Source organism: Streptomyces sp. NPDC041713, assembly GCF_055591085.1.
Genome location: NZ_JBVIZY010000002.1, coordinates 806,550 through 823,665, shown reverse-complemented (window position 1 = coordinate 823,665; position 17,116 = coordinate 806,550). Strand labels below are relative to the sequence as shown.

Here is a 17,116-nt window from a genome sequence, read left to right as displayed (position 1 = left end):
GTGAGGGGCTGACGTGCACGTGACGAGCGTCGCGGCAAGCTACTACCAGTCGTACTCCGTCGTCGGACTGCTCGCCGTCGTGGGCGTGCTGTTCGTCGCCGTGGCCTTCGGCGCGGGGCGGCTGCTGCGCCCCGTGGTGCCGACCCCCGAGAAACTCCTGACGTACGAGTGCGGCGTCGACCCGGTCGGCGAGGGCTGGGCCCACACCCAGGTCCGCTACTACGTCTACGCGTTCCTGTACGTCATCTTCGCCGTCGACTCGATCTTCCTCTTCCCCTGGGCGACGGTCTTCGCCGCGCCCGGCTACGGCGCGACGACGCTCGTGGAGATGTTCATCTTCCTCGGCTTCCTCGCCGTGGGCCTGCTGTACGCATACAAGAAGGGCGTCCTGACGTGGACGTGACCCCGGACACCGCGCACTCCGCGCCCTCCGCGCACTCCGAAGGACGGGCCGTGCCGCTCCCCGAGCCCAAGCGGCTCGGCGCGCTCGCCCGCCTCGCCCCCGAGCCGATGAAGGTGGTCCTCAACTGGGGCCGCCGGTACTCCCTCTGGGTCTTCAACTTCGGTCTCGCCTGCTGCGCCATCGAGTTCATCGCCGCGTCCATGGCGCGCCACGACTTCATCCGGCTCGGCGTCATCCCGTTCGCGCCCGGCCCGCGCCAGGCCGACCTGATGGTCGTCTCCGGCACGGTCACCGACAAGATGGCGCCCGCGGTGAAGCGGCTGTACGAGCAGATGCCCGAGCCGAAGTACGTCATCTCCTTCGGCGCCTGCTCCAACTGCGGCGGCCCGTACTGGGACTCGTACTCGGTGACCAAGGGCGTCGACCAGATCATCCCCGTCGACGTGTACGTCCCCGGCTGCCCGCCCCGCCCCGAAGCGCTGCTCCAGGGCATCCTCAAGCTCCAGGAGAAGATCGCCCGCGAGTCGCTGGGCGAGCGGTACGGGAACGGGGCGCGGCCGTCGACGGCCGCGCTGCGAAGTGGGTTGGTGCAGCCGCCCGCCTCGACGCCCGCACCGGCGCCGGGGGCGACCGTCGAGAAGGAGGGGGACCGGTGACCGGCTGGCTGCCGAGCCCCGTCGAGGAGCTCTTCGGCGCGGAGGCGACGGCCGACGAGTCGTACGACGTCCTCACCGTCGACGTCCCGCCCACCGCGTGGCTCACGGCCCTCGACACCGCCCGCACCACGCTGAGCTGCACGTACTTCGACTGGCTGAGCGCGGTCGACGAGCCGGGCACGGGCTTCCGGATCTGCGCCCATGTCGTGGCGCTTTCTCCGGTACGCCGACTCCTGCTCCGTACGACGGTCGCGCACGAGGCTCCCGTACTGGCCTCCGCCGTCGACGTCTACGCGGGCGCGGCCTGGCACGAGCGCGAGACGCACGAGATGTTCGGCGTGACGTTCGAGGGCCACCCCGGACTGACCCCGCTGCTCCTGCCCGAGAGCTTCGAGGGCCACCCGCTGCGCAAGGACTTCGTGCTGGCGGCCCGCGTCGCGAAGGCGTGGCCCGGCGCGAAGGAGCCGGGGGAGTCGGAGCACGGCGGCCCCAAGCGCCGCCAGATGCTGCCGCCGGGCGTGCCGGACCCCAACGAGTGGGGCCCGCTCAAGGGCCAACTGTCGGCGGCCCCGGCGCGTCCGGCCCGTCCGGCTCGGGGGGCGGGCCGCGCGGCGGCTGCGGCGGCACCTGGTGAACGCCCGCCCCGGCGCACCCGTACGGCCGGGCAGGGCTCGGCGAGCCAGGCGGCGGCGAGTCCCGCAGCGGCGGGCGCGGCGGAGGTGGGCCCGGCGGAGGCAGGGCAGCAGCCCGAGGCGCCGGCGCGGCCCCCGAGGCGCTCGCGCAGCGTGAGCCAGGGCTCGGCGTCGCAACGGGCGGCGTCTACGGAGTCATCGGAGTCATCGGAGTCATCGGAGTCACCGGAGGCGGGGACGGGGCGGGTGTCGGAGCCGCAGTCTCCGGATGCCCCGGAGTCGAAGGTTCCGGCTACCCCGGAGCCAACCCCGGAGGCTGAACCGAAGCCGGCGGCCCCGCGCGGCTCCGACGCCCCGTGGCACCACGCCCGCCCGGCGTTCGACGAGAAGGCCCCGGAGAGCACGGAGAAACCGGCGGAGCCACAGTCGGCCACAAAGCCGCAGCCGGCCACGAAGCCGCAGCCGGAACCCGAACACCCCGGCAAGCCGAAGGCCGCCCCCACCGAAACCCCCGAAAACGACGAGGGCCCCCAACCCACCGGCACCACCCGGAACCCGAACCCCGAAGACGGCGAACGCCCAGGAGGCACCGAGTGAACGACGCCCTCGACGTCGCCCTGCGCCTCGTCATCGTCTTCGCGGTGTTCCTGGTCCTGCCCCTGGTGATCGGCCAGACCGAGCACAAGGTCATGGCCCACATGCAGGGCCGCCTCGGCCCCATGCACGCGGGCGGCTTCCACGGCTGGGCCCAACTCGTCGCCGACGGCGTGAAGTTCGCCCAGAAGGAAGACGTCGTCCCGGCCGCCGCCGACCGCCGCGTCTTCCAACTGGCCCCCGCCGTCGCCCTGCTGCCCTACCTCCTCGTCCTGATCGCCGTCCCGATCGGCCCCGGCGAGGGCGCGGTCGGCGAGGTCGTCGACGCGGGCGTCTTCTTCGTCCTCGCCGTCATGGGCATCGGCGTGCTCGGCTCGCTCATGGCGGGCTGGGCCAGCGCCAACAAGTTCTCCCTCCTCGGCGGCCTCCGCACCGCCGCCCAGCTCCTCGCGTACGAACTCCCGATGCTGCTCGCCGCCGCCTCCGTCGCGATGGCGGCCGGCACGGTCTCGCTGCCCGGCGTCCTCGACGCCTTCGCGTGGTGGTGGCTGCCCTGGCAGATCGTCGGCGCCGTCGTCTTCTTCGTCGCCGGCCTCGCCGAACTCCAGCGCCCGCCCTTCGACATGCCGGTCGCCGACTCCGAGATCATCTTCGGCGCGTACACCGAGTACACGGGCCTGCGCTTCGCCCTCTTCCTCCTCGCCGAGTACGCCGGAATCGTCGTCCTGTGCGGTCTGACCACCGTCCTCTTCCTGGGCGGCTGGCACGGCCCGTGGGGCGCCGACGGTCTCGGCTGGGTCTGGACCCTGCTCAAGACCGCCGTCCTGGCCTTCGTCGTCATCTGGCTGCGCGTGTCCTACCCCCGTCTCCGCGAGGACCAGCTCCAGAAACTCGCCTGGACCCTCCTCGTCCCGCTCGCTCTCGCGCAGATCGCGCTCACCGGCATCGTGAAGGTGGCGATCAACTGATGCCCCCGATTCCAGGCAGCGGCCTCGCCAAGGGCCTCGCCGTCACCCTCCGCACGATGACGAAGAAGACCGTCACCGAGCAGTACCCGGAGCACCAGCCCGAACTCCCGCCCCGCACCCGCGGCGTCATCGGCCTCTTCGAGGAGAACTGCACGGTCTGCATGCTGTGCGCCCGCGAGTGCCCCGACTGGTGCATCTACATCGACTCCCACAAGGAGACGGTCCCGCCCGCCGCGCCCGGCGGCCGCGAGCGCAGCCGCAACGTCCTCGACCGCTTCGCCATCGACTTCGCCCTCTGCATGTACTGCGGCATCTGCATCGAGGTCTGCCCCTTCGACGCGCTGTTCTGGTCCCCGGAGTTCGAGTACGCCGAGACCGACATCCACGAACTCACCCACGAGCGCGACAAGCTCCGCGAGTGGATGTGGACCGTCCCGGCCCCGCCCGCCCTGGAACCCGGCGCCGAGGACCCCAAGGAACTCGCCGCCGCCCGCAAGGCAGCGGAGAAACTGGCCGCATCCGAATCCGCGCCCGCCCCTGCACCGGCGCCCGCGCCTGAGCAGCCGCCGGCCACCGGTTCCGGCAAGGAGGGCGGGGAGTCGTGACCACCGCTGCCGGAACGACCGGCTTCCTGTCCCCGACCGGCGTCGAGATCGCCTTCCTCCTCGTCGGACTCGTCACGCTCGGCGCGGCGGTCATCACCGTCACGACCAAGCAGCTCGTGCACGCCGCTCTGTGGCTGGTCGTGGCGCTCGGCGGACTCGCCGTCGAGTACCTGCTGCTGACCGCCGAGTTCATCGCCTGGGTCCAGGTCCTCATCTACGTCGGTTCCGTCGTCGTTCTCCTCCTCTTCGGACTGATGCTCACCAGGGCGCCCATCGGCCGCTCCCCGGACGCCGACTCGGGCAACCGGCCGGTCGCGTTCGCGGTGGCCCTCGTCGCCGCCGTCGCCCTGGTCTGGGTCGTCGTGGACGCGTTCCGCACCACGGTGATCGACCTGGACGGCGCCGCCCAGGGCTCCACCGACGTGACCGGCTCGATCCTCTTCCGGCACTGGGTGCTCCCCTTCGAGGCGCTCTCCGTCCTCCTCCTCGCCGCCCTCGTCGGCGCGATCGCCCTGTCCCGCAAGAACGCCGCGCCCACACCGGCCGCCCGCGCCACGGACCGGGCCAAGAACGCCGCCCAGGACCGGGACAAGAACCCCGCCCAGGACCGGGACAAGAACCCCGCCCAGGACCGGGACAAGAACCCCGCCCAGGACCGGGAGGAGAACCGCTGATGCACCTCCACCTCGCCTATCCCGCCGTCCTCGCCGTCCTCCTCTTCTGCGTCGGCCTGTACGGCGTGCTCGCCCGGCGCAACGCGATCCTGGTCCTGATGTCCGTCGAGCTGATGCTCAACGCCGTCAACCTCAACCTCGTCGCCTTCGACGTCTGGCTCCGCGACTCCCTCCACGCTGGCCAGGCCCTGACCCTCTTCACCATCGCCATCGCCGCCGCCGAGATCGGCATCGGCCTCGCCATCGTCCTGGCCGTCTACCGCAACCGCGGCAGCTCCGCCGTCGACGCCCTCCGCGACACCGCCGAGAGCCCGGACGAGCCCGACGACCCCGACGACGATGACGGCGCCACCGCCACCGCCCCCTCGGCCACGGCGGCGCAGAAGGCTGAGGCCACCCCGTGACCACGACCACCCTCGCCGTCCTCGTCCCCCTCCTGCCGTTCCTCGGCGCCGCCGCCGGCCTGCTCCTCGGCCGCCGCGCACCCGGTCTCGTCCGCCCCCTCGCGGTGCTGCCCACGCTGACGGCACTCGTGCTCGCCGTGCTCGTGGCGGTCCGGCAGGGCGGCGGCACCGGTGGCGGGCAGGCGTCCCTCGACGCCGCCACCGAGCTCACCCCGACCGGCTCGGTCCCCATCGAACTCGCCCTGCACATCGACGGCTTCGCCGCCCTCGTCGCCCTCCTCGTCGGCGTCGTCGCCTCGTGCGTGCAGATCTACTCGACGGGCTACCTCCGCGAGGACCCGCGCTACCCCTCGTACGCCGCGCTCGTCTCCCTCTTCACCTCCGCGATGCTGCTCGTCGTCTACTCCGGCGACCTGATGGTGCTCCTGGTCGGCTGGGAGGTCATGGGCATCTGCTCGTACTTCCTCGTCGGCCACTACTGGGAGACGCCCGAGGCGCGCGCCGCCTCCCTGAAGGCCTTCCTGGTCACCAAGCTCGGCGACGTCCCCTTCCTGATCGGCCTGTTCGCACTCGCCGGCGACACCGGCTCCTTCCGGATCACCACGATCCTCACGAAGGTCGCGGACGGCGGCCTCGACCACCCGACGCTGATCGCCCTGCTGCTGCTCGCGGGGGTGGCGGGCAAGTCCGCGCAGTTCCCGCTGCACACCTGGCTGCCCGACGCGATGGCCGGCCCCACGCCCGTCTCCGCGCTGATCCACGCCGCGACGATGGTCGCCGCCGGTGTCTACTTCGTGGCCCGGCTCCTTCCCGTCTTCGCCGCCTCCGCCGCGGCCCTGGTCGTCCTCGCCGTCATGGCCGCCGTCACGATGACCGGCTCGGCCCTCGCCGCGCTCGCCCAGGACGACATCAAGCGCGTCCTCGCGTACTCGACGATCGGTCAGCTCGGCTACCTGACCGGCGCCCTCGCCGTCGGCGACCGCGGCGCCGCCGTCTTCCACCTCCTCTCCCACGGCGCCTTCAAGGCGCTCCTGTTCCTCGCGGCGGGCGTGATCATCCACGCCGCCGGCACCAACTCACTCGCCGCCATGTCCCGCATGAAGGGACTGCGCGACCGTGTCCCCGACGCGTTCTGGACGATGACCGTGGCGCTCCTCGCGCTCGCCGCGATCCCGCCGTTCAGCGGCTTCTTCTCCAAGGAGGCGGTGCTCGGCGCCGCCGAGCACACGGCCACGGGCCACGCCGAGTCCGCGCCCGCCGCCGCGGGCTGGATCGTCCTCGTCGCCGGTCTGCTCACCGCCCTCCTCACCGCCGCCTACGCGACGCGTCTGTGGCTGCTCGTCTTCAACGGCAGGGGCGCCGACGCCCCCGACCACGGCCGGCAGCCCGTCACGATGACCGCCGTGCTGTGGGTGCTCGCCGTCCCCTCCCTCGCCTTCGGTCTCACCGTCGGTGTCCTGCCGGACTGGTTCGACGGCCACGCCCTCACCCCGACCCTGACCACCTCCGTCCTGGGCACCGGCCTCGCACTCGTCGGCGCCCTGGTCACCTACGGCGCCTGGCGGCACACCACCGCGCTCGCCGACCGGGTCCCGATGGGCGCGGTCGCCGCGGACACCGGAACCGACGGAGGCCTGGTCGAGGCGGAGGCCATCGCCACCCACGCCCCCGCGTACGGAGACGTCGCGTCGGCCCCCGACCCGGCGGACCCCAGCCGGCTGCTGCTCGGCCCGCTGCACCGGCACGCCGCCGTCGGTTTCCACCTCGACGCCGTCTACGCCGCCCTGTTCGTACGCCCCGTCCGGGCCGCCGCCACGCTCGTCCGCTTCCTCGACCGCGAGGTCGTCGACACGTACGTACGCGGCGCGGGCACGCTTCCCCGCTGGCTCGGCGCGGCCGTCCGCCGCGCGCAGACCGGCAATGTCCAGACCTATCTGAGCGCGCTGCTCGCCGGCACGGTCGTCCTGGCCGTCGCCGCGGTCCTCGTCGCCACCGCCGGAGCGTGAGCAGCCGTGATCGGTATCAGTGAGTCCGTGATGCAGTTTCTTCTGGCGTTGATCGTCATCGGCCCGCTCATCGGCGCCGTGGCCGCCCTGCTGCCCGCCCCGCCCGGACTGAAGGGGACGTCACCCGACCAGGCCGTGCTGCGCCACGGCGTGGTCGTGACCGGCGCGATCCTGCTCGCCGCGATCGTCCTCGCGCTCGGCTTCGACCACGACCAGCCGTCGAAGATGCAGGCCACGACCGATATCAGCTGGATCCCCGCACTCGACGTGCGCATCCACCTCGGCATCGACGGCATCTCGCTCCCCCTTCTGGTCCTGACCGCGCTGCTGACCTTCCTCTGCGCGCTCCACAGCTACTTCAAAATGCCGTCGGGCCCGTCCCCCAAGGCATTCGTGGCACTGATCCTCGTCCTCGAGTCCGGCACCCTCGCGACCTTCGCCGTCCTCGATCTGCTGCTGTTCTTCCTGGCGTTCGAGATGGTGCTCATCCCGATGTACTTCCTCATCGCCCGCTGGGGCGGTGAGCAACGGACGCGGGCCGCCTGGAAGTTCATCCTCTACACGCTGCTCGGATCCGTCGTGATGCTGCTGGGCCTCCTCGTCATCGGACTCGATTCAGGCACATTCGACATGGTGGCACTCGCCACTGACAACGGCCGGGGCCTGACCACATCCGTGCAGGTCATCGCGGTTCTGGCGATCGGGATCGGGCTCGCGGTCAAGACGCCGATGTGGCCGCTGCACAGCTGGCTGCCGGACGCCCACACCGCCGCGCCGACGGTCGGCTCGGTCCTGCTGGCCGGCGTGATGCTGAAGATGGGTACGTACGGGTTCGTCCGGATCGTCCTGCCCGTCGCGCCCGAGGGGATGCGGGAGTTCGCGCCGTACCTCGCCGCCTTCGCGGTCGTCGGCATCATCTACGGCTCCCTCGCCTGCCTCGCGCTGGCCAGGCGGGGCGCGAAGGGCGACCTCAAGCGCCTCATCGCGTACTCCTCGGTCGGCCACATGGGCTTCGTGCTCCTCGGCATCTCGACGATGAGCCCGACCGGCGTGAACGGCGCGCTGTTCGCCAACATCGCCCACGGCCTCATCACCGGCCTGCTGTTCTTCCTGGTCGGCGCGGTCAAGGACCGCACCGGCACGACCGACCTCGACACCCTCGCGCGGGAATCGGGCGCGGCGCTCTACGGCCGGGCCCCGCGCCTCGGCGGCCTCCTCGCCTTCGGCGCCGTCGCCTCGCTCGGGCTGCCGGGCCTCGCCGGCTTCTGGGGGGAAATGCTCGCGCTGTTCGGCGCGTTCGAGCCCGCCGACGACCTGAGCCGCCCCGCGTTCCTCACCTTCATGGCGTTCGCCGCCTTCGGCACCCTGCTCACCGCCGCGTACATGCTCATCGTCGTACGCCGGGTCTGCATGGGCCCGACGGCACGTCCGGCGGCCGCCCCCGACGAACCGGCACCCGCAGCGCTCTCCGACGAGCCGGCACCCGCGACGCCCTCCGCCGTCCCGGCGCCCGTCGACGAAGCCCGGGCGCCCACCACCGCCGCCCCCGCGCGCGCGGCGCTCGCCGACGTCCGCGGATACGAGTTCGCCGCCTGGACCCCGCTCGTCGCCCTCACCGTCCTCGCCGGACTCTGGCCCGCGGCTCTCCTCGGCCTGACCGACCCGGCCGTGCAGAAGCTCCTCACTGGAGGCAAGTCGTGACCGTGGCCGCCGAAAGCGCCGCAAGCCTCGTCCAGTCCGTCGACTGGCTCGCGATCGCGCCGCCGACCATCGCGGCGGTCGTCGCCCTCCTCGTACTCGTCGCCGACCTCTTCGTGGGAGCCGACAAGAAGGCGCTGCTCGGCTGGGTCTCCGTGGCGGGCCTGGCCGCGGCCGCGCTCAGCCTGCTGCCCCTCCTGGACGACGACCGCTCCACCTTCTGCCTGACCGGCGGCGGCACGCACGCGTGCAGCTACACCGCCGACCGCTTCACCCTCGTCATCCAGCTCCTCGTCCTCGGGGGCGCGCTGCTCGCCGCCCTGCTCTCGATGAGCACCCTCAAGGACTCCGGAGACGAACTGCCCGCGGGGGAGTACTGGTTCCTGCTGCTCTCCTCGGCGGCCGGCGCCGCCCTGCTGCCCGCGTCGCGCGACCTCGCGACGCTCGTCGTCGCCCTGGAGGTCGCCTCCCTGCCGGCGTTCGCCCTGGTCGGCCTCAAGCGGGGCGACAAGCGCTCCTCCGAAGCGGCCCTGAAGTTCTTCCTGTCCTCGGTCACCGCGACCGCGGTGACCCTCATGGGCGTCAGCTTCGTGTACGCGGCGACCGGCACCCTGCACCTCACGGAGATCGCCACCAAGCTGCAGAGCTCCGAGGTCCTCGACGGACAGCTGCACACCCTCGCCCAGACCGGCGTCGCCCTCACCCTGGTCGGCTTCGCCTTCAAGGTGGCCGCCGTCCCCTTCCACTTCTGGGTGCCCGACACCTACGTGGGCGCACCGCTGCCCGTCGCCGCGTACCTCTCCGTCGTCGGTAAGGCCGTCGGCTTCTCCGGCCTCATCCTCGTCACCGTCGTCGCCTTCCCCTCGTACGCGGACGTGTGGGGCCCGGCGCTCGCCGTCCTCGCCGCGCTCACCATGACCGCGGGCAACGTCGCCGCGCTGCGCCAGGTCACCACGCGCGCGTACAGCGCGGTCCGCCTCCTCGCCTGGTCCTCCGTGGGACAGGCCGGCTACCTCCTGGTGCCGATCGCCGCCGCCGGATACGCCGACAACGAGGCCGCCGCGGAGGAGGCCGTCGGCGCCACCGTCGCGTACGCCCTGATGTACGCCGCCGTGAACCTCGGAGCGTTCGCCGTGGCCGCCCTCGTCGGCCGCAGCAGGCGCCTGAACCGCGTCAGCGACTACCGCGGCCTCTATGCCCGCAGCCCGCTGGCCGCGCTGGTCCTGGGCTTCTTCCTGCTCTGCCTCGCGGGCCTGCCGCCCGGCATCGTCGGCCTCTTCGCGAAGGTCACCGTCTTCTCGGCGGCGGTCGACGCGGGCCTCGGCTGGCTCGCCGTGGTGATGGCCGCGAACGTCGTGATCGCGCTCTACTACTACCTCCAGTGGACCGCGCTCCTGTTCCGCGCCCCCGAGGGCGAGCCGGTCGAGCACCGCGCGCCGGCCCCCCTCACCGCGGCCATCGCCCTGACGGCGGCCCTCGGCGTCGCCCTCTCCGGAGCGCCCCAGCTGATCCTGCGCTTCTCGGACACCAGCCTGTTCTGAACCGGCCTGTTCTGAACCGGCCTGTTCTGAACCGGCCTGTTCTGAACCGGCCTGTTCCGAAGCGGCACCGGACCGCCCTCACCCGCGCGGCCTACATCGCTCGTACGTGCACAAGGGAACTAGTGCTCCCCGCCTGGCGTTGACCAGTACGGGAGGGTCCACTGAACAGTGGAAGCACCAGTCAGCAGAGGGTTCCCCCACGCACCACCAGGAGGGCGTACCGTGCACCGCCGGCACAACGGGTTGAAGACCGCCGTACTCCTCGGGGGACTGTCCGCGCTCATCCTTGTCATCGGCAGTTTCTTCGGGCGTACGGGGCTGATCGTCGCCCTCTTCGTGGCGCTCGGGACCAATGCGTACGCGTACTGGAACAGCGACAAGCTCGCCCTGCGCGCCATGCGGGCCCGCCCGGTGAGCGAGTTCGAGGCCCCCGAGCTGTACCGCATGGTCCGCGAGCTCTCCACCCAGGCCCGCCAGCCCATGCCGCGCCTGTACATCTCGCCCACCGAGGCGCCGAACGCGTTCGCGACGGGCCGCAATCCGCGCAATGCCGCGGTGTGCTGCACCGACGGCATCCTGCGCCTCCTCGACGAGCGCGAGCTGCGCGGCGTCATCGGCCACGAGCTGAGCCACGTCTACAACCGCGACATCCTGATCTCCTCGGTCGCGGGCGCCCTGGCCTCCGTGATTATGTTCCTGGTCAACTTCGCCTGGCTGATCCCGGTCGGCAGGTCGAACGACAACGACGGCCCCGGCATCTTCGGGATGCTCCTCATCATGCTGCTCGGCCCGCTCGCGGCCTCCATCATCCAGCTCGCGATCAGCCGCTCCAGGGAGTACGAGGCGGACGCGTCCGGCGCCCAACTCACCGGCGACCCCTTGGCGCTGGCGAGCGCGTTGCGCAAACTCGAAGCGGGTACGAAGCAGTTGCCGCTGCCCCCCGAGCCCCGGCTCGAGACGGCGAGCCACATGATGATCGCCAATCCGTTCCGTCCGGGGCAGGGGATGTCCAAGATGTTCTCCACGCACCCGCCGATGGCGGAGCGCATCGCCCGACTCGAACAGATGGCAGGTCGCCACCAGTGAAGACAATCCTCAACGTCATATGGCTCGTCCTCTGCGGCTTCTGGATGTTCCTGGCCTACCTCCTGGCGGGCGTGCTGCTGTGCGTCACGATCATCGGCATCCCGTTCGGCCTCGCCAGCTTCCGCATCGGCCGCTATGCCCTGTGGCCCTTCGGCTACACGACGGTCGAGCGCCGCGACTCCGGAGCCCCGTCCTGCGTCGGCAACGTACTGTGGCTGGTCCTCGCCGGCTGGTGGCTGGCGATCGGCCACATCGTGACGGGCTTCCTGCTCTGCGTCACGATCATCGGCATCCCCCTGGGCATCGCCAACTTCAAGCTGATCCCGGTCTCCCTGCTGCCGCTCGGCCGCGAGATCGTCCGCACGGACCAGCCGTTCGCCGCGCGCTACTAGGCCGGGCATGAGCCGGGCCTGACGCCCGCTCACAACCCCTCCGCGGGCTCGCCACCGGGATTGTCAGTGCCGTGGTCCACCATGAACTCATGACCGAGACCGACCAGTTGCTGGACCGCACCGAGCAGTTGCTGGACCGCGTCGCCGCGGCGGCGCGCGCCACCCGCCCCTGGGGCTGGGACTCCCTGCCCGCCCCCGTGGACGCGGGCACCCTGGCCCGGGCCGAGGTCTCCCTGGGCTTCCGCCTGCCGCCCCTGCTCGCCGCGCTCTACACCCGCGTGGGGGACGGCGGGTTCGGCCCGGAGTACGGCCTGCTGCCGCTCCTCGAAGGGAAGTCCTCCGGCGGTGAGCCGGCCGTCGTCGAGGAGTACCACGCGATGCGCGGCTCCGCCTGGGGATGGCCCGAGGGCGTGGTGCCGATATCCCACTGGGGCTGCGCGATGTACGCGTGCGTGGACTGCCGCACCGAGGAGGCCCAGGTCCTCCTCTTCGAGCCGAACGGCGGCGACCCGAGCCACGCCTGGTTCGTCGACTCCCCGGACCTCACGACGTGGCTCACGGCCTGGCTCGACGGCACGGGGTGGTACGAGGAGGACAACGACGACCCGGACCTGCCGGAGTGGCTGGACACCCGCACGCGCGCGTAACCCTTCTCGGCCCGCCCCTGACGCCCTGTGTGGTCTGCGCCGCACCCTGACGGTCACCGCAACCGCGCCCCCACGAGGTGACGTCCTTCAGGAGAACAGCGCACCAAGCTCACCGCGCGAGAAAGGGCAGGTCACCGCATGGGCATCATCAGCTGGATCGTTCTGGGACTCCTCGCCGGGGCCGCCGCCAAACTGCTGCTGCCCGGCCGTGACCCGGGCGGCTTCATCGGCACGACGGTCATCGGCATCGCGGGCGCCTTCATCGGCGGCTGGATCTCCGCCCGCTACCTGGACCGCCCGATACCCAACCACTTCTACGACGGCGCCACCTGGGCGGCGGCCATCGGCGGCTCACTCGTCCTCCTGGTGGCCTACCGCATCCTGTTCGGCCACTCGCGACGCTGAGACGCCGGGCCGGGCCGGACCGGGGCATACAGGGCAGACAGCAAGGGCGGGCACCCCATGTGGGGTGCCCGCCCTCCGTAGTCGTACGACGGCGAGGAACCGGCCGCCGGCGAACTACCGAACCACCGGACTACCGGTAGTTCACGAACTGCAGCGCGAAGTCGAAGTCCTGCCCCTTGAGCAGCGCCTGCACGGCCTGCAGGTCGTCACGGCTCTTCGAGCTGACCCGCAGCTCGTCGCCCTGGACCTGCGCCTTGACGCCCTTGGGGCCCTCGTCACGGATGATCTTGGCGACCTTCTTGGCGTTCTCCTGGGAGATGCCCTCCTCGATCGAGGCGAAGATCTTGTACTCCTTGCCGGACAGCTGCGGCTCGCCCGCGTCCAGCACCTTCAGCGAGATGCCGCGCTTGACCAGCTTGGACTGGAAGACGTCGAGGATCGCCTTGACCCGCTCCTCGCCGCTCGCCTCCATCAGGATCTTCTCGCCGGACCACGAGATCGAGGCACCCGTGCCCTTGAAGTCGTAGCGCTGGGAGATCTCCTTGGCGGCCTGGTTGAGGGCGTTGTCGACCTCCTGCCGCTCGACCTTCGAGACGATGTCGAAACTGGAGTCGGCCATGTCCTGTGGCTCCTTGTATCGGGGTATGCGTACTCAGCGGTTACACGGCCGACTGACGCTGGCCGCATCCGCAAAGCCTAGCCACCGCCTCCGCGCGGGGTGCCGCTCAATCGGGTGGCGGAGCACCCCCTGGCATCAGGTATCGTTTACGTCGTTGCCACGGAGCGCCGCGCAAGCGGGGCCAGGCAGCAAACCCGGCGGTGTGCCCGAGCGGCCAAAGGGAGCAGACTGTAAATCTGCCGGCTCAGCCTTCCCAGGTTCGAATCCTGGCGCCGCCACATGAAGGTAAACCCCCTCCGGTCTGCGGAAACGCAGACCGGAGGGGGTTTCTTCGTCTGGGTGGTCCCGGCGCCCTCTGATATGGATAAAGGGCTTCCCTGCTCGCCGTTTTCTCCGTCTCTCCGTTCCCTGATGGACGGATTGGCGATCTCGCAGGTGTCACAGGTTTCGCGGGTTCGCGGATTCATGGGAGTCGCGGGATTTCCGCCCCGCCGTCATCGTTTCCGATCGACCGCCGATCAACCGCCGACGTACCAGCTGAAGCCGCCGGACGCGACGACGGCCAGCAGGACGATGAACAGCACCACGTCGACGATGCCCAGGATCAGGCCCGCCTTCGCCATGCCCAGGCTGCCGGTCTTCTGGCGCAGGGCGATCGCGCCGAAGATGATCGCGAGCGGCCCGAGGACGAAGGACAGGAAGAACAGACCGAGGATGCCGCAGACGAGTCCGGCCACCGCGAGGCCGTTTGTCCGGGCGTTCGGGGAAGCTGCTGAACGGCCACCGTAAACCGACATGGCCACACTCCTTGGAGATCGAATTCCAGTATTGCGTGACGCACCTTCAAGTGCCCCGGAATTCAGGCCGTAGTCCGTCTGAAAGCTGCGTAGTTGAGCATTCATACGGCGGCGAGATCGGATCGTTCCGGAGGACCCAGCTCCGTTCAGCGAAGACGTGATCGGTGGAGACGTACGGCGGGGCGCGCTGCGGAGGCGTGCTGCGGGGCCGCGCGTCGCGAGGGTCGGCGCGCGCCACCCCGGAGCTCATGCGCGCAAAATGGGTGCATGACGTCCCGTCGCAGAAACTGCCCGGTGTGCCGCCGCGAGATCGCCGTCGTCGGCGGACGGTTCGCCCGCCACGACCCGCCGGGCCCGCGCGGCACCGGCGACCTCGTCTCCTGCCCGGGCTCCCGCACGCAGGCCCAACTCGGCGCGGCCCAGCCCGCCCTGGACGGCTACGTCGTCCCGGACCTCCCCGGCCAGCTCCCTCTGTTCTGAGCGAAGTCCTGGACCGCACAGGGCCCAAGGCGGCGTCCCAGGGCACCCCCGGGGGCCCCGCAGGACCCAAGGCGGCCGGGGGGCTCCTCCAGCCCTTCGAGAGGCCCTGAGTACCCCTCAGGCCGCCCTGACCGCCCCTCAGGAACTCCTGAGGAACTCCTCAGGACCCCCGCAGGCACCCCCGCGTCGCCCTCAGTTCCCCGCGACCGACTTGACCGCCACCGACACCGGCACGGATCCGCTGACCAGTTCCAGCGTCAGCCCGGCCGTCGCCGACGTCTCCACGAGCTCCGCGAGCACCGCGGCGACGTCGTCCCGCGGGATGGGCCCGCGCCCGGTCGACGCCTCCAGGCGTACGAGGCCGGTGCCCGCGTCGTCCGTCAGCATCCCGGGACGCAGGATCGTCCAGTCCAGGGCGGCACGCGCGCGTACGGACGCGTCGGCCTCGCCCTTGGCTCGCAGATAGGCGTCGAAGATCTCGTCGCCCTGGTGCCGCGGATCGGCGCCCATCGACGACACGACGACGTAACGCCGCACCCCGGCCAGCTCCGCCGCGTCCGCGAACAACACGGCCGCGTCCCGGTCCACGGTGCTCTTGCGGTCGACGCCGCTGCCCGGCCCCGCACCCGCCGCGAAGATGGCCGCGTCGGCGCCGCGCAGATGTCCGGCGACCTCGTCGACGGACGCCGACTCCAGGTCGCACAGCAGCGGTTCGGCGCCCGCCTCGCGCAGGTCGTCCTCCTGCCCGGAGTTGCGGATCAGCCCCGCGACCTCGTCACCACGCGCGGCGAGCAGACGCTCGAGCCGCAGCGCGATCTGACCATGACCACCAGCGATGACAATGCGCATACTCCCGACCGTACGACAGGGCGGACGGGAGCGCTCAACACGCGCGTGAGCACCAGGAAAACCACCGCAACGCACGCGCGCGTGAAGGGCCATCCGGGCCCACGGACCCCCGCCGACACGGACCCCCGCCGACACGGACTCCCGCCGACACGGGCCCCCGCAGACACGGACCCCACCGGCACGGACCCACCGGCACCGGCACGCACCCCCCGGCACGCACCTCACCCGCACACGGGAACACCCGCCCGCGTCACCCCGACGGTTCCTCCCCCTTGCCTCGCCCAGGCGGCGCCCCCGCCGCCCGCCCCTGCCGCGGCAGGTCCAGCGCCACCGCGGCAGCGGAGTCGCAGTACTCGCGCACCGCGCTGGTCCGCGCCACGACGCGCCCCCGATGCACCACGATCCGGCTGTACGCCAGCGACAGCGCGCCCGCGAGCCGGTCGCCGCGCACGGCGAGCAACTCGGCAGGAAAACCCGCCTCCACCCGCACCTCCGGCAGCCCCATGGCCGCCCGCGCCGCCCCGCTCACCGCGCCGTACGCGTCCTCGGGCCGCAGCCTGCACCGCGAGGCCAGCAGATACGCGGCCTCCAGCGGATCCCCGCGCCCCACCGGATTCGACACGTCCCGCATCGCCCCGCTGCCCGCGGCGACCCGCACCCCCGCCGCCCGCAACAGCCGCACCGGGGCCACCCCGTGCCGCTCCGCGCCCCCGCAGCCGCCCTGGGGGAGGCAGACCACCGTCACCGCGGCCGCGGCCAACTGCTCGGCGGTGCGCGCCGCCACGTCCGAGGGGAGCCGGCCGAGGCCGGCGCACGGGCCGATCGTCACGCCCGCACGCATGCCGCCGGCCATCGCCGCGAGGCGCCCGAGCCGCGCAGGGTCGTCACCGTCCGTGTGCAGATCCACCGGGCACCCGTGCTCCGCCGCGATCTCCAGGACCGCCTCCGCGTACCCCGTCGGATCGGGGTCGAGATCCGGACAGCCGCCCACTACGGAGGCGCCCATCTTCACCGCGTCCCGCAGCATGGAGAGCCCGTCGGCCCCGGCGACGCCGGTCAGCAGCCGCGGTACGGCGACGGCCGTCAGGTCCACCAGGCCCCGCAGCGAACGCCGCGCCTGCAGCACCGCCTCCATCGGGCCGAGCCCGTGGACGTCGCCGATCCGCACGTGCGAGCGCAGCGCCGTCGCGCCGTGCCCGAGCTGCAGCAGTGCGGCCTCCGTGGCCCTGCGCTGCACGTCAGGGACGTCGTACGAGACCGGACCCGGCGAGTCCGCCGACAGCACCGTGTCGCCGTGTCCATGCGGTTCCGCCGCCGCGGGCAGCAGCAGATAGCCGCTGAGGTCCACGCGCGCGGCGTGCGTGCTCAGGCTGCCGGCCGTGCCGACCGCCTCGATGCGCCCGCCACCCAGACGGACGTCCACGGTCCGGCCGTCGGTGAGCCGGGCGCCACAGAGCAGCAGGGCCCCGGAGTCGTCCGCGGGGCCGGAATCGGAGGGGCCGGACGCGCCTGAGGAGTGGGGCTGCTGCGGCTGGCTGTCGGGCATCGCGCTCCTGGGGCTCGGGGGCGGCTGCAGTCGGGGGAGGCGTCAAGATCACGCAGCGTGTGCCGAGCCTAGGACGGCGAAAGGCCTGCTTCGAGGAGGAGCGGAATAGTCGTA

19 protein-coding genes and 1 tRNA gene are annotated in these 17,116 nt (G+C 71.8%); 16 read left to right on the top strand and 4 right to left on the bottom strand.

The window, feature by feature from the left end; translation table 11 throughout:
- The first annotated feature begins 13 nt into the window (after positions 1 to 13).
- The 14 genes from ACZ6CV_RS08620 to ACZ6CV_RS08555 all read left to right on the top strand — a co-directional run bounded on the left by ACZ6CV_RS08620 (position 14) and on the right by ACZ6CV_RS08555 (position 12,711).
- Positions 14 to 403: an NADH-quinone oxidoreductase subunit A gene (locus tag ACZ6CV_RS08620; RefSeq protein ID WP_355803921.1), complete on the top strand. Its 390-nt coding sequence runs from the start codon at positions 14 to 16 to the stop codon at positions 401 to 403.
- A complete protein-coding gene (locus ACZ6CV_RS08615; protein ID WP_469250125.1) occupies positions 394 to 1,059 on the top strand; it encodes an NADH-quinone oxidoreductase subunit B in 666 nt (221 codons plus the stop codon). The genes ACZ6CV_RS08620 and ACZ6CV_RS08615 overlap by 10 nt, the downstream gene beginning before the upstream one ends.
- The gene (locus ACZ6CV_RS08610) at positions 1,056 to 2,288 is read left to right on the top strand and encodes an NADH-quinone oxidoreductase subunit C (RefSeq protein ID WP_469250124.1); all 1,233 of its coding nucleotides are present in this window, start codon (positions 1,056 to 1,058) and stop codon (positions 2,286 to 2,288) included. The genes ACZ6CV_RS08615 and ACZ6CV_RS08610 overlap by 4 nt, the downstream gene beginning before the upstream one ends.
- Positions 2,285 to 3,253, top strand: coding sequence for a complex I subunit 1/NuoH family protein (locus ACZ6CV_RS08605; protein ID WP_469250123.1), 969 nt, complete (start codon positions 2,285 to 2,287; stop codon positions 3,251 to 3,253). Before ACZ6CV_RS08610 ends, ACZ6CV_RS08605 begins: the two co-directional genes overlap by 4 nt.
- Positions 3,253 to 3,858, top strand: a complete 606-nt coding sequence (locus ACZ6CV_RS08600; protein WP_469250122.1) for a NuoI/complex I 23 kDa subunit family protein — start codon at positions 3,253 to 3,255, stop codon at positions 3,856 to 3,858. The genes ACZ6CV_RS08605 and ACZ6CV_RS08600 overlap by 1 nt, the downstream gene beginning before the upstream one ends.
- Positions 3,855 to 4,532 carry an NADH-quinone oxidoreductase subunit J family protein gene (locus ACZ6CV_RS08595; RefSeq protein WP_469250121.1) on the top strand — a complete coding sequence of 226 codons (678 nt, stop codon included), beginning with the start codon at positions 3,855 to 3,857 and terminating at the stop codon, positions 4,530 to 4,532. The genes ACZ6CV_RS08600 and ACZ6CV_RS08595 overlap by 4 nt, the downstream gene beginning before the upstream one ends.
- Positions 4,532 to 4,936, top strand: coding sequence for an NADH-quinone oxidoreductase subunit NuoK (gene nuoK, locus ACZ6CV_RS08590; RefSeq protein WP_469250120.1), 405 nt, complete (start codon positions 4,532 to 4,534; stop codon positions 4,934 to 4,936). Before ACZ6CV_RS08595 ends, nuoK begins: the two co-directional genes overlap by 1 nt.
- Positions 4,933 to 6,942, top strand: a complete 2,010-nt coding sequence (locus ACZ6CV_RS08585; RefSeq protein WP_469250119.1) for an NADH-quinone oxidoreductase subunit 5 family protein — start codon at positions 4,933 to 4,935, stop codon at positions 6,940 to 6,942. Before nuoK ends, ACZ6CV_RS08585 begins: the two co-directional genes overlap by 4 nt.
- A 6-nt stretch (positions 6,943 to 6,948) precedes the next feature.
- Positions 6,949 to 8,643, top strand: a complete 1,695-nt coding sequence (locus tag ACZ6CV_RS08580) for an NADH-quinone oxidoreductase subunit M (protein ID WP_469250118.1) — start codon at positions 6,949 to 6,951, stop codon at positions 8,641 to 8,643.
- Positions 8,640 to 10,181: an NADH-quinone oxidoreductase subunit N gene (locus tag ACZ6CV_RS08575; RefSeq protein ID WP_469250117.1), complete on the top strand. Its 1,542-nt coding sequence runs from the start codon at positions 8,640 to 8,642 to the stop codon at positions 10,179 to 10,181. The genes ACZ6CV_RS08580 and ACZ6CV_RS08575 overlap by 4 nt, the downstream gene beginning before the upstream one ends.
- 222 nt (positions 10,182 to 10,403) lie before the next feature.
- The gene (gene htpX / locus ACZ6CV_RS08570) at positions 10,404 to 11,267 is read left to right on the top strand and encodes a zinc metalloprotease HtpX (RefSeq protein WP_355803904.1); all 864 of its coding nucleotides are present in this window, start codon (positions 10,404 to 10,406) and stop codon (positions 11,265 to 11,267) included.
- Positions 11,264 to 11,659 carry a YccF domain-containing protein gene (locus ACZ6CV_RS08565; protein WP_362363367.1) on the top strand — a complete coding sequence of 132 codons (396 nt, stop codon included), beginning with the start codon at positions 11,264 to 11,266 and terminating at the stop codon, positions 11,657 to 11,659. Before htpX ends, ACZ6CV_RS08565 begins: the two co-directional genes overlap by 4 nt.
- Before the next feature lie 110 nt (positions 11,660 to 11,769).
- Entirely contained in the window at positions 11,770 to 12,306 is a 537-nt protein-coding gene (locus tag ACZ6CV_RS08560; protein WP_469250314.1) for an SMI1/KNR4 family protein, read from the top strand.
- Between the two features lie 138 nt (positions 12,307 to 12,444).
- The gene (locus ACZ6CV_RS08555; protein WP_355803898.1) at positions 12,445 to 12,711 is read left to right on the top strand and encodes a GlsB/YeaQ/YmgE family stress response membrane protein; all 267 of its coding nucleotides are present in this window, start codon (positions 12,445 to 12,447) and stop codon (positions 12,709 to 12,711) included.
- A 130-nt stretch (positions 12,712 to 12,841) separates the two neighbouring features.
- Here the strand turns inward: ACZ6CV_RS08555 and ACZ6CV_RS08550 are convergent, their stop codons facing one another.
- Positions 12,842 to 13,330, bottom strand: coding sequence for a YajQ family cyclic di-GMP-binding protein (locus tag ACZ6CV_RS08550; protein WP_469250116.1), 489 nt, complete (start codon positions 13,328 to 13,330; stop codon positions 12,842 to 12,844).
- A gap of 196 nt (positions 13,331 to 13,526) precedes the next feature.
- On the opposite strand from ACZ6CV_RS08550, the gene ACZ6CV_RS08545 reads away from it, so the two are divergent.
- A tRNA-Tyr gene (locus ACZ6CV_RS08545) sits at positions 13,527 to 13,608 on the top strand.
- A gap of 240 nt (positions 13,609 to 13,848) precedes the next feature.
- Here ACZ6CV_RS08545 and ACZ6CV_RS08540 read toward each other — a convergent pair.
- Complete coding sequence (locus ACZ6CV_RS08540; protein ID WP_469250115.1) at positions 13,849 to 14,127, bottom strand: DUF4190 domain-containing protein; 279 nt, start codon at positions 14,125 to 14,127, stop codon at positions 13,849 to 13,851.
- A 267-nt stretch (positions 14,128 to 14,394) separates the two neighbouring features.
- On the opposite strand from ACZ6CV_RS08540, the gene ACZ6CV_RS08535 reads away from it, so the two are divergent.
- Positions 14,395 to 14,607 carry a hypothetical protein gene (locus ACZ6CV_RS08535; protein ID WP_355803892.1) on the top strand — a complete coding sequence of 71 codons (213 nt, stop codon included), beginning with the start codon at positions 14,395 to 14,397 and terminating at the stop codon, positions 14,605 to 14,607.
- 192 nt (positions 14,608 to 14,799) lie between these two features.
- On the opposite strand, the gene ACZ6CV_RS08530 is transcribed toward ACZ6CV_RS08535, so the two are convergent.
- Both ACZ6CV_RS08530 and ACZ6CV_RS08525 read right to left on the bottom strand, forming a co-directional pair.
- Positions 14,800 to 15,456 (bottom strand): SDR family oxidoreductase, encoded by a 657-nt coding sequence (locus ACZ6CV_RS08530; RefSeq protein ID WP_469250114.1) that lies wholly within the window; start codon positions 15,454 to 15,456, stop codon positions 14,800 to 14,802.
- Positions 15,457 to 15,706: 250 nt separating this feature from the next.
- The gene (locus ACZ6CV_RS08525) at positions 15,707 to 17,002 is read right to left on the bottom strand and encodes an amidohydrolase family protein (RefSeq protein ID WP_469250113.1); all 1,296 of its coding nucleotides are present in this window, start codon (positions 17,000 to 17,002) and stop codon (positions 15,707 to 15,709) included.
- Positions 17,003 to 17,116 lie beyond the last annotated feature (114 nt).

Excerpts from the sequence above, each read along its gene's own strand:
- ACZ6CV_RS08600 (WP_469250122.1), top strand. The coding sequence starts at position 3,253 with ATGCCCCCGATTCCAGGCAGCGGCCTCGCCAAGGGCCTCGCCGTCACC.
- nuoK (WP_469250120.1), top strand. The coding sequence starts at position 4,532 with ATGCACCTCCACCTCGCCTATCCCGCCGTCCTCGCCGTCCTCCTCTTC.
- ACZ6CV_RS08555 (WP_355803898.1), top strand. The coding sequence starts at position 12,445 with ATGGGCATCATCAGCTGGATCGTTCTGGGACTCCTCGCCGGGGCCGCC.
- ACZ6CV_RS08550 (WP_469250116.1), bottom strand. The coding sequence starts at position 13,330 with ATGGCCGACTCCAGTTTCGACATCGTCTCGAAGGTCGAGCGGCAGGAG.
- ACZ6CV_RS08540 (WP_469250115.1), bottom strand. The coding sequence starts at position 14,127 with ATGTCGGTTTACGGTGGCCGTTCAGCAGCTTCCCCGAACGCCCGGACA.
- ACZ6CV_RS08535 (WP_355803892.1), top strand. The coding sequence starts at position 14,395 with ATGACGTCCCGTCGCAGAAACTGCCCGGTGTGCCGCCGCGAGATCGCC.
- ACZ6CV_RS08530 (WP_469250114.1), bottom strand. The coding sequence starts at position 15,456 with ATGCGCATTGTCATCGCTGGTGGTCATGGTCAGATCGCGCTGCGGCTC.
- ACZ6CV_RS08525 (WP_469250113.1), bottom strand. The coding sequence starts at position 17,002 with ATGCCCGACAGCCAGCCGCAGCAGCCCCACTCCTCAGGCGCGTCCGGC.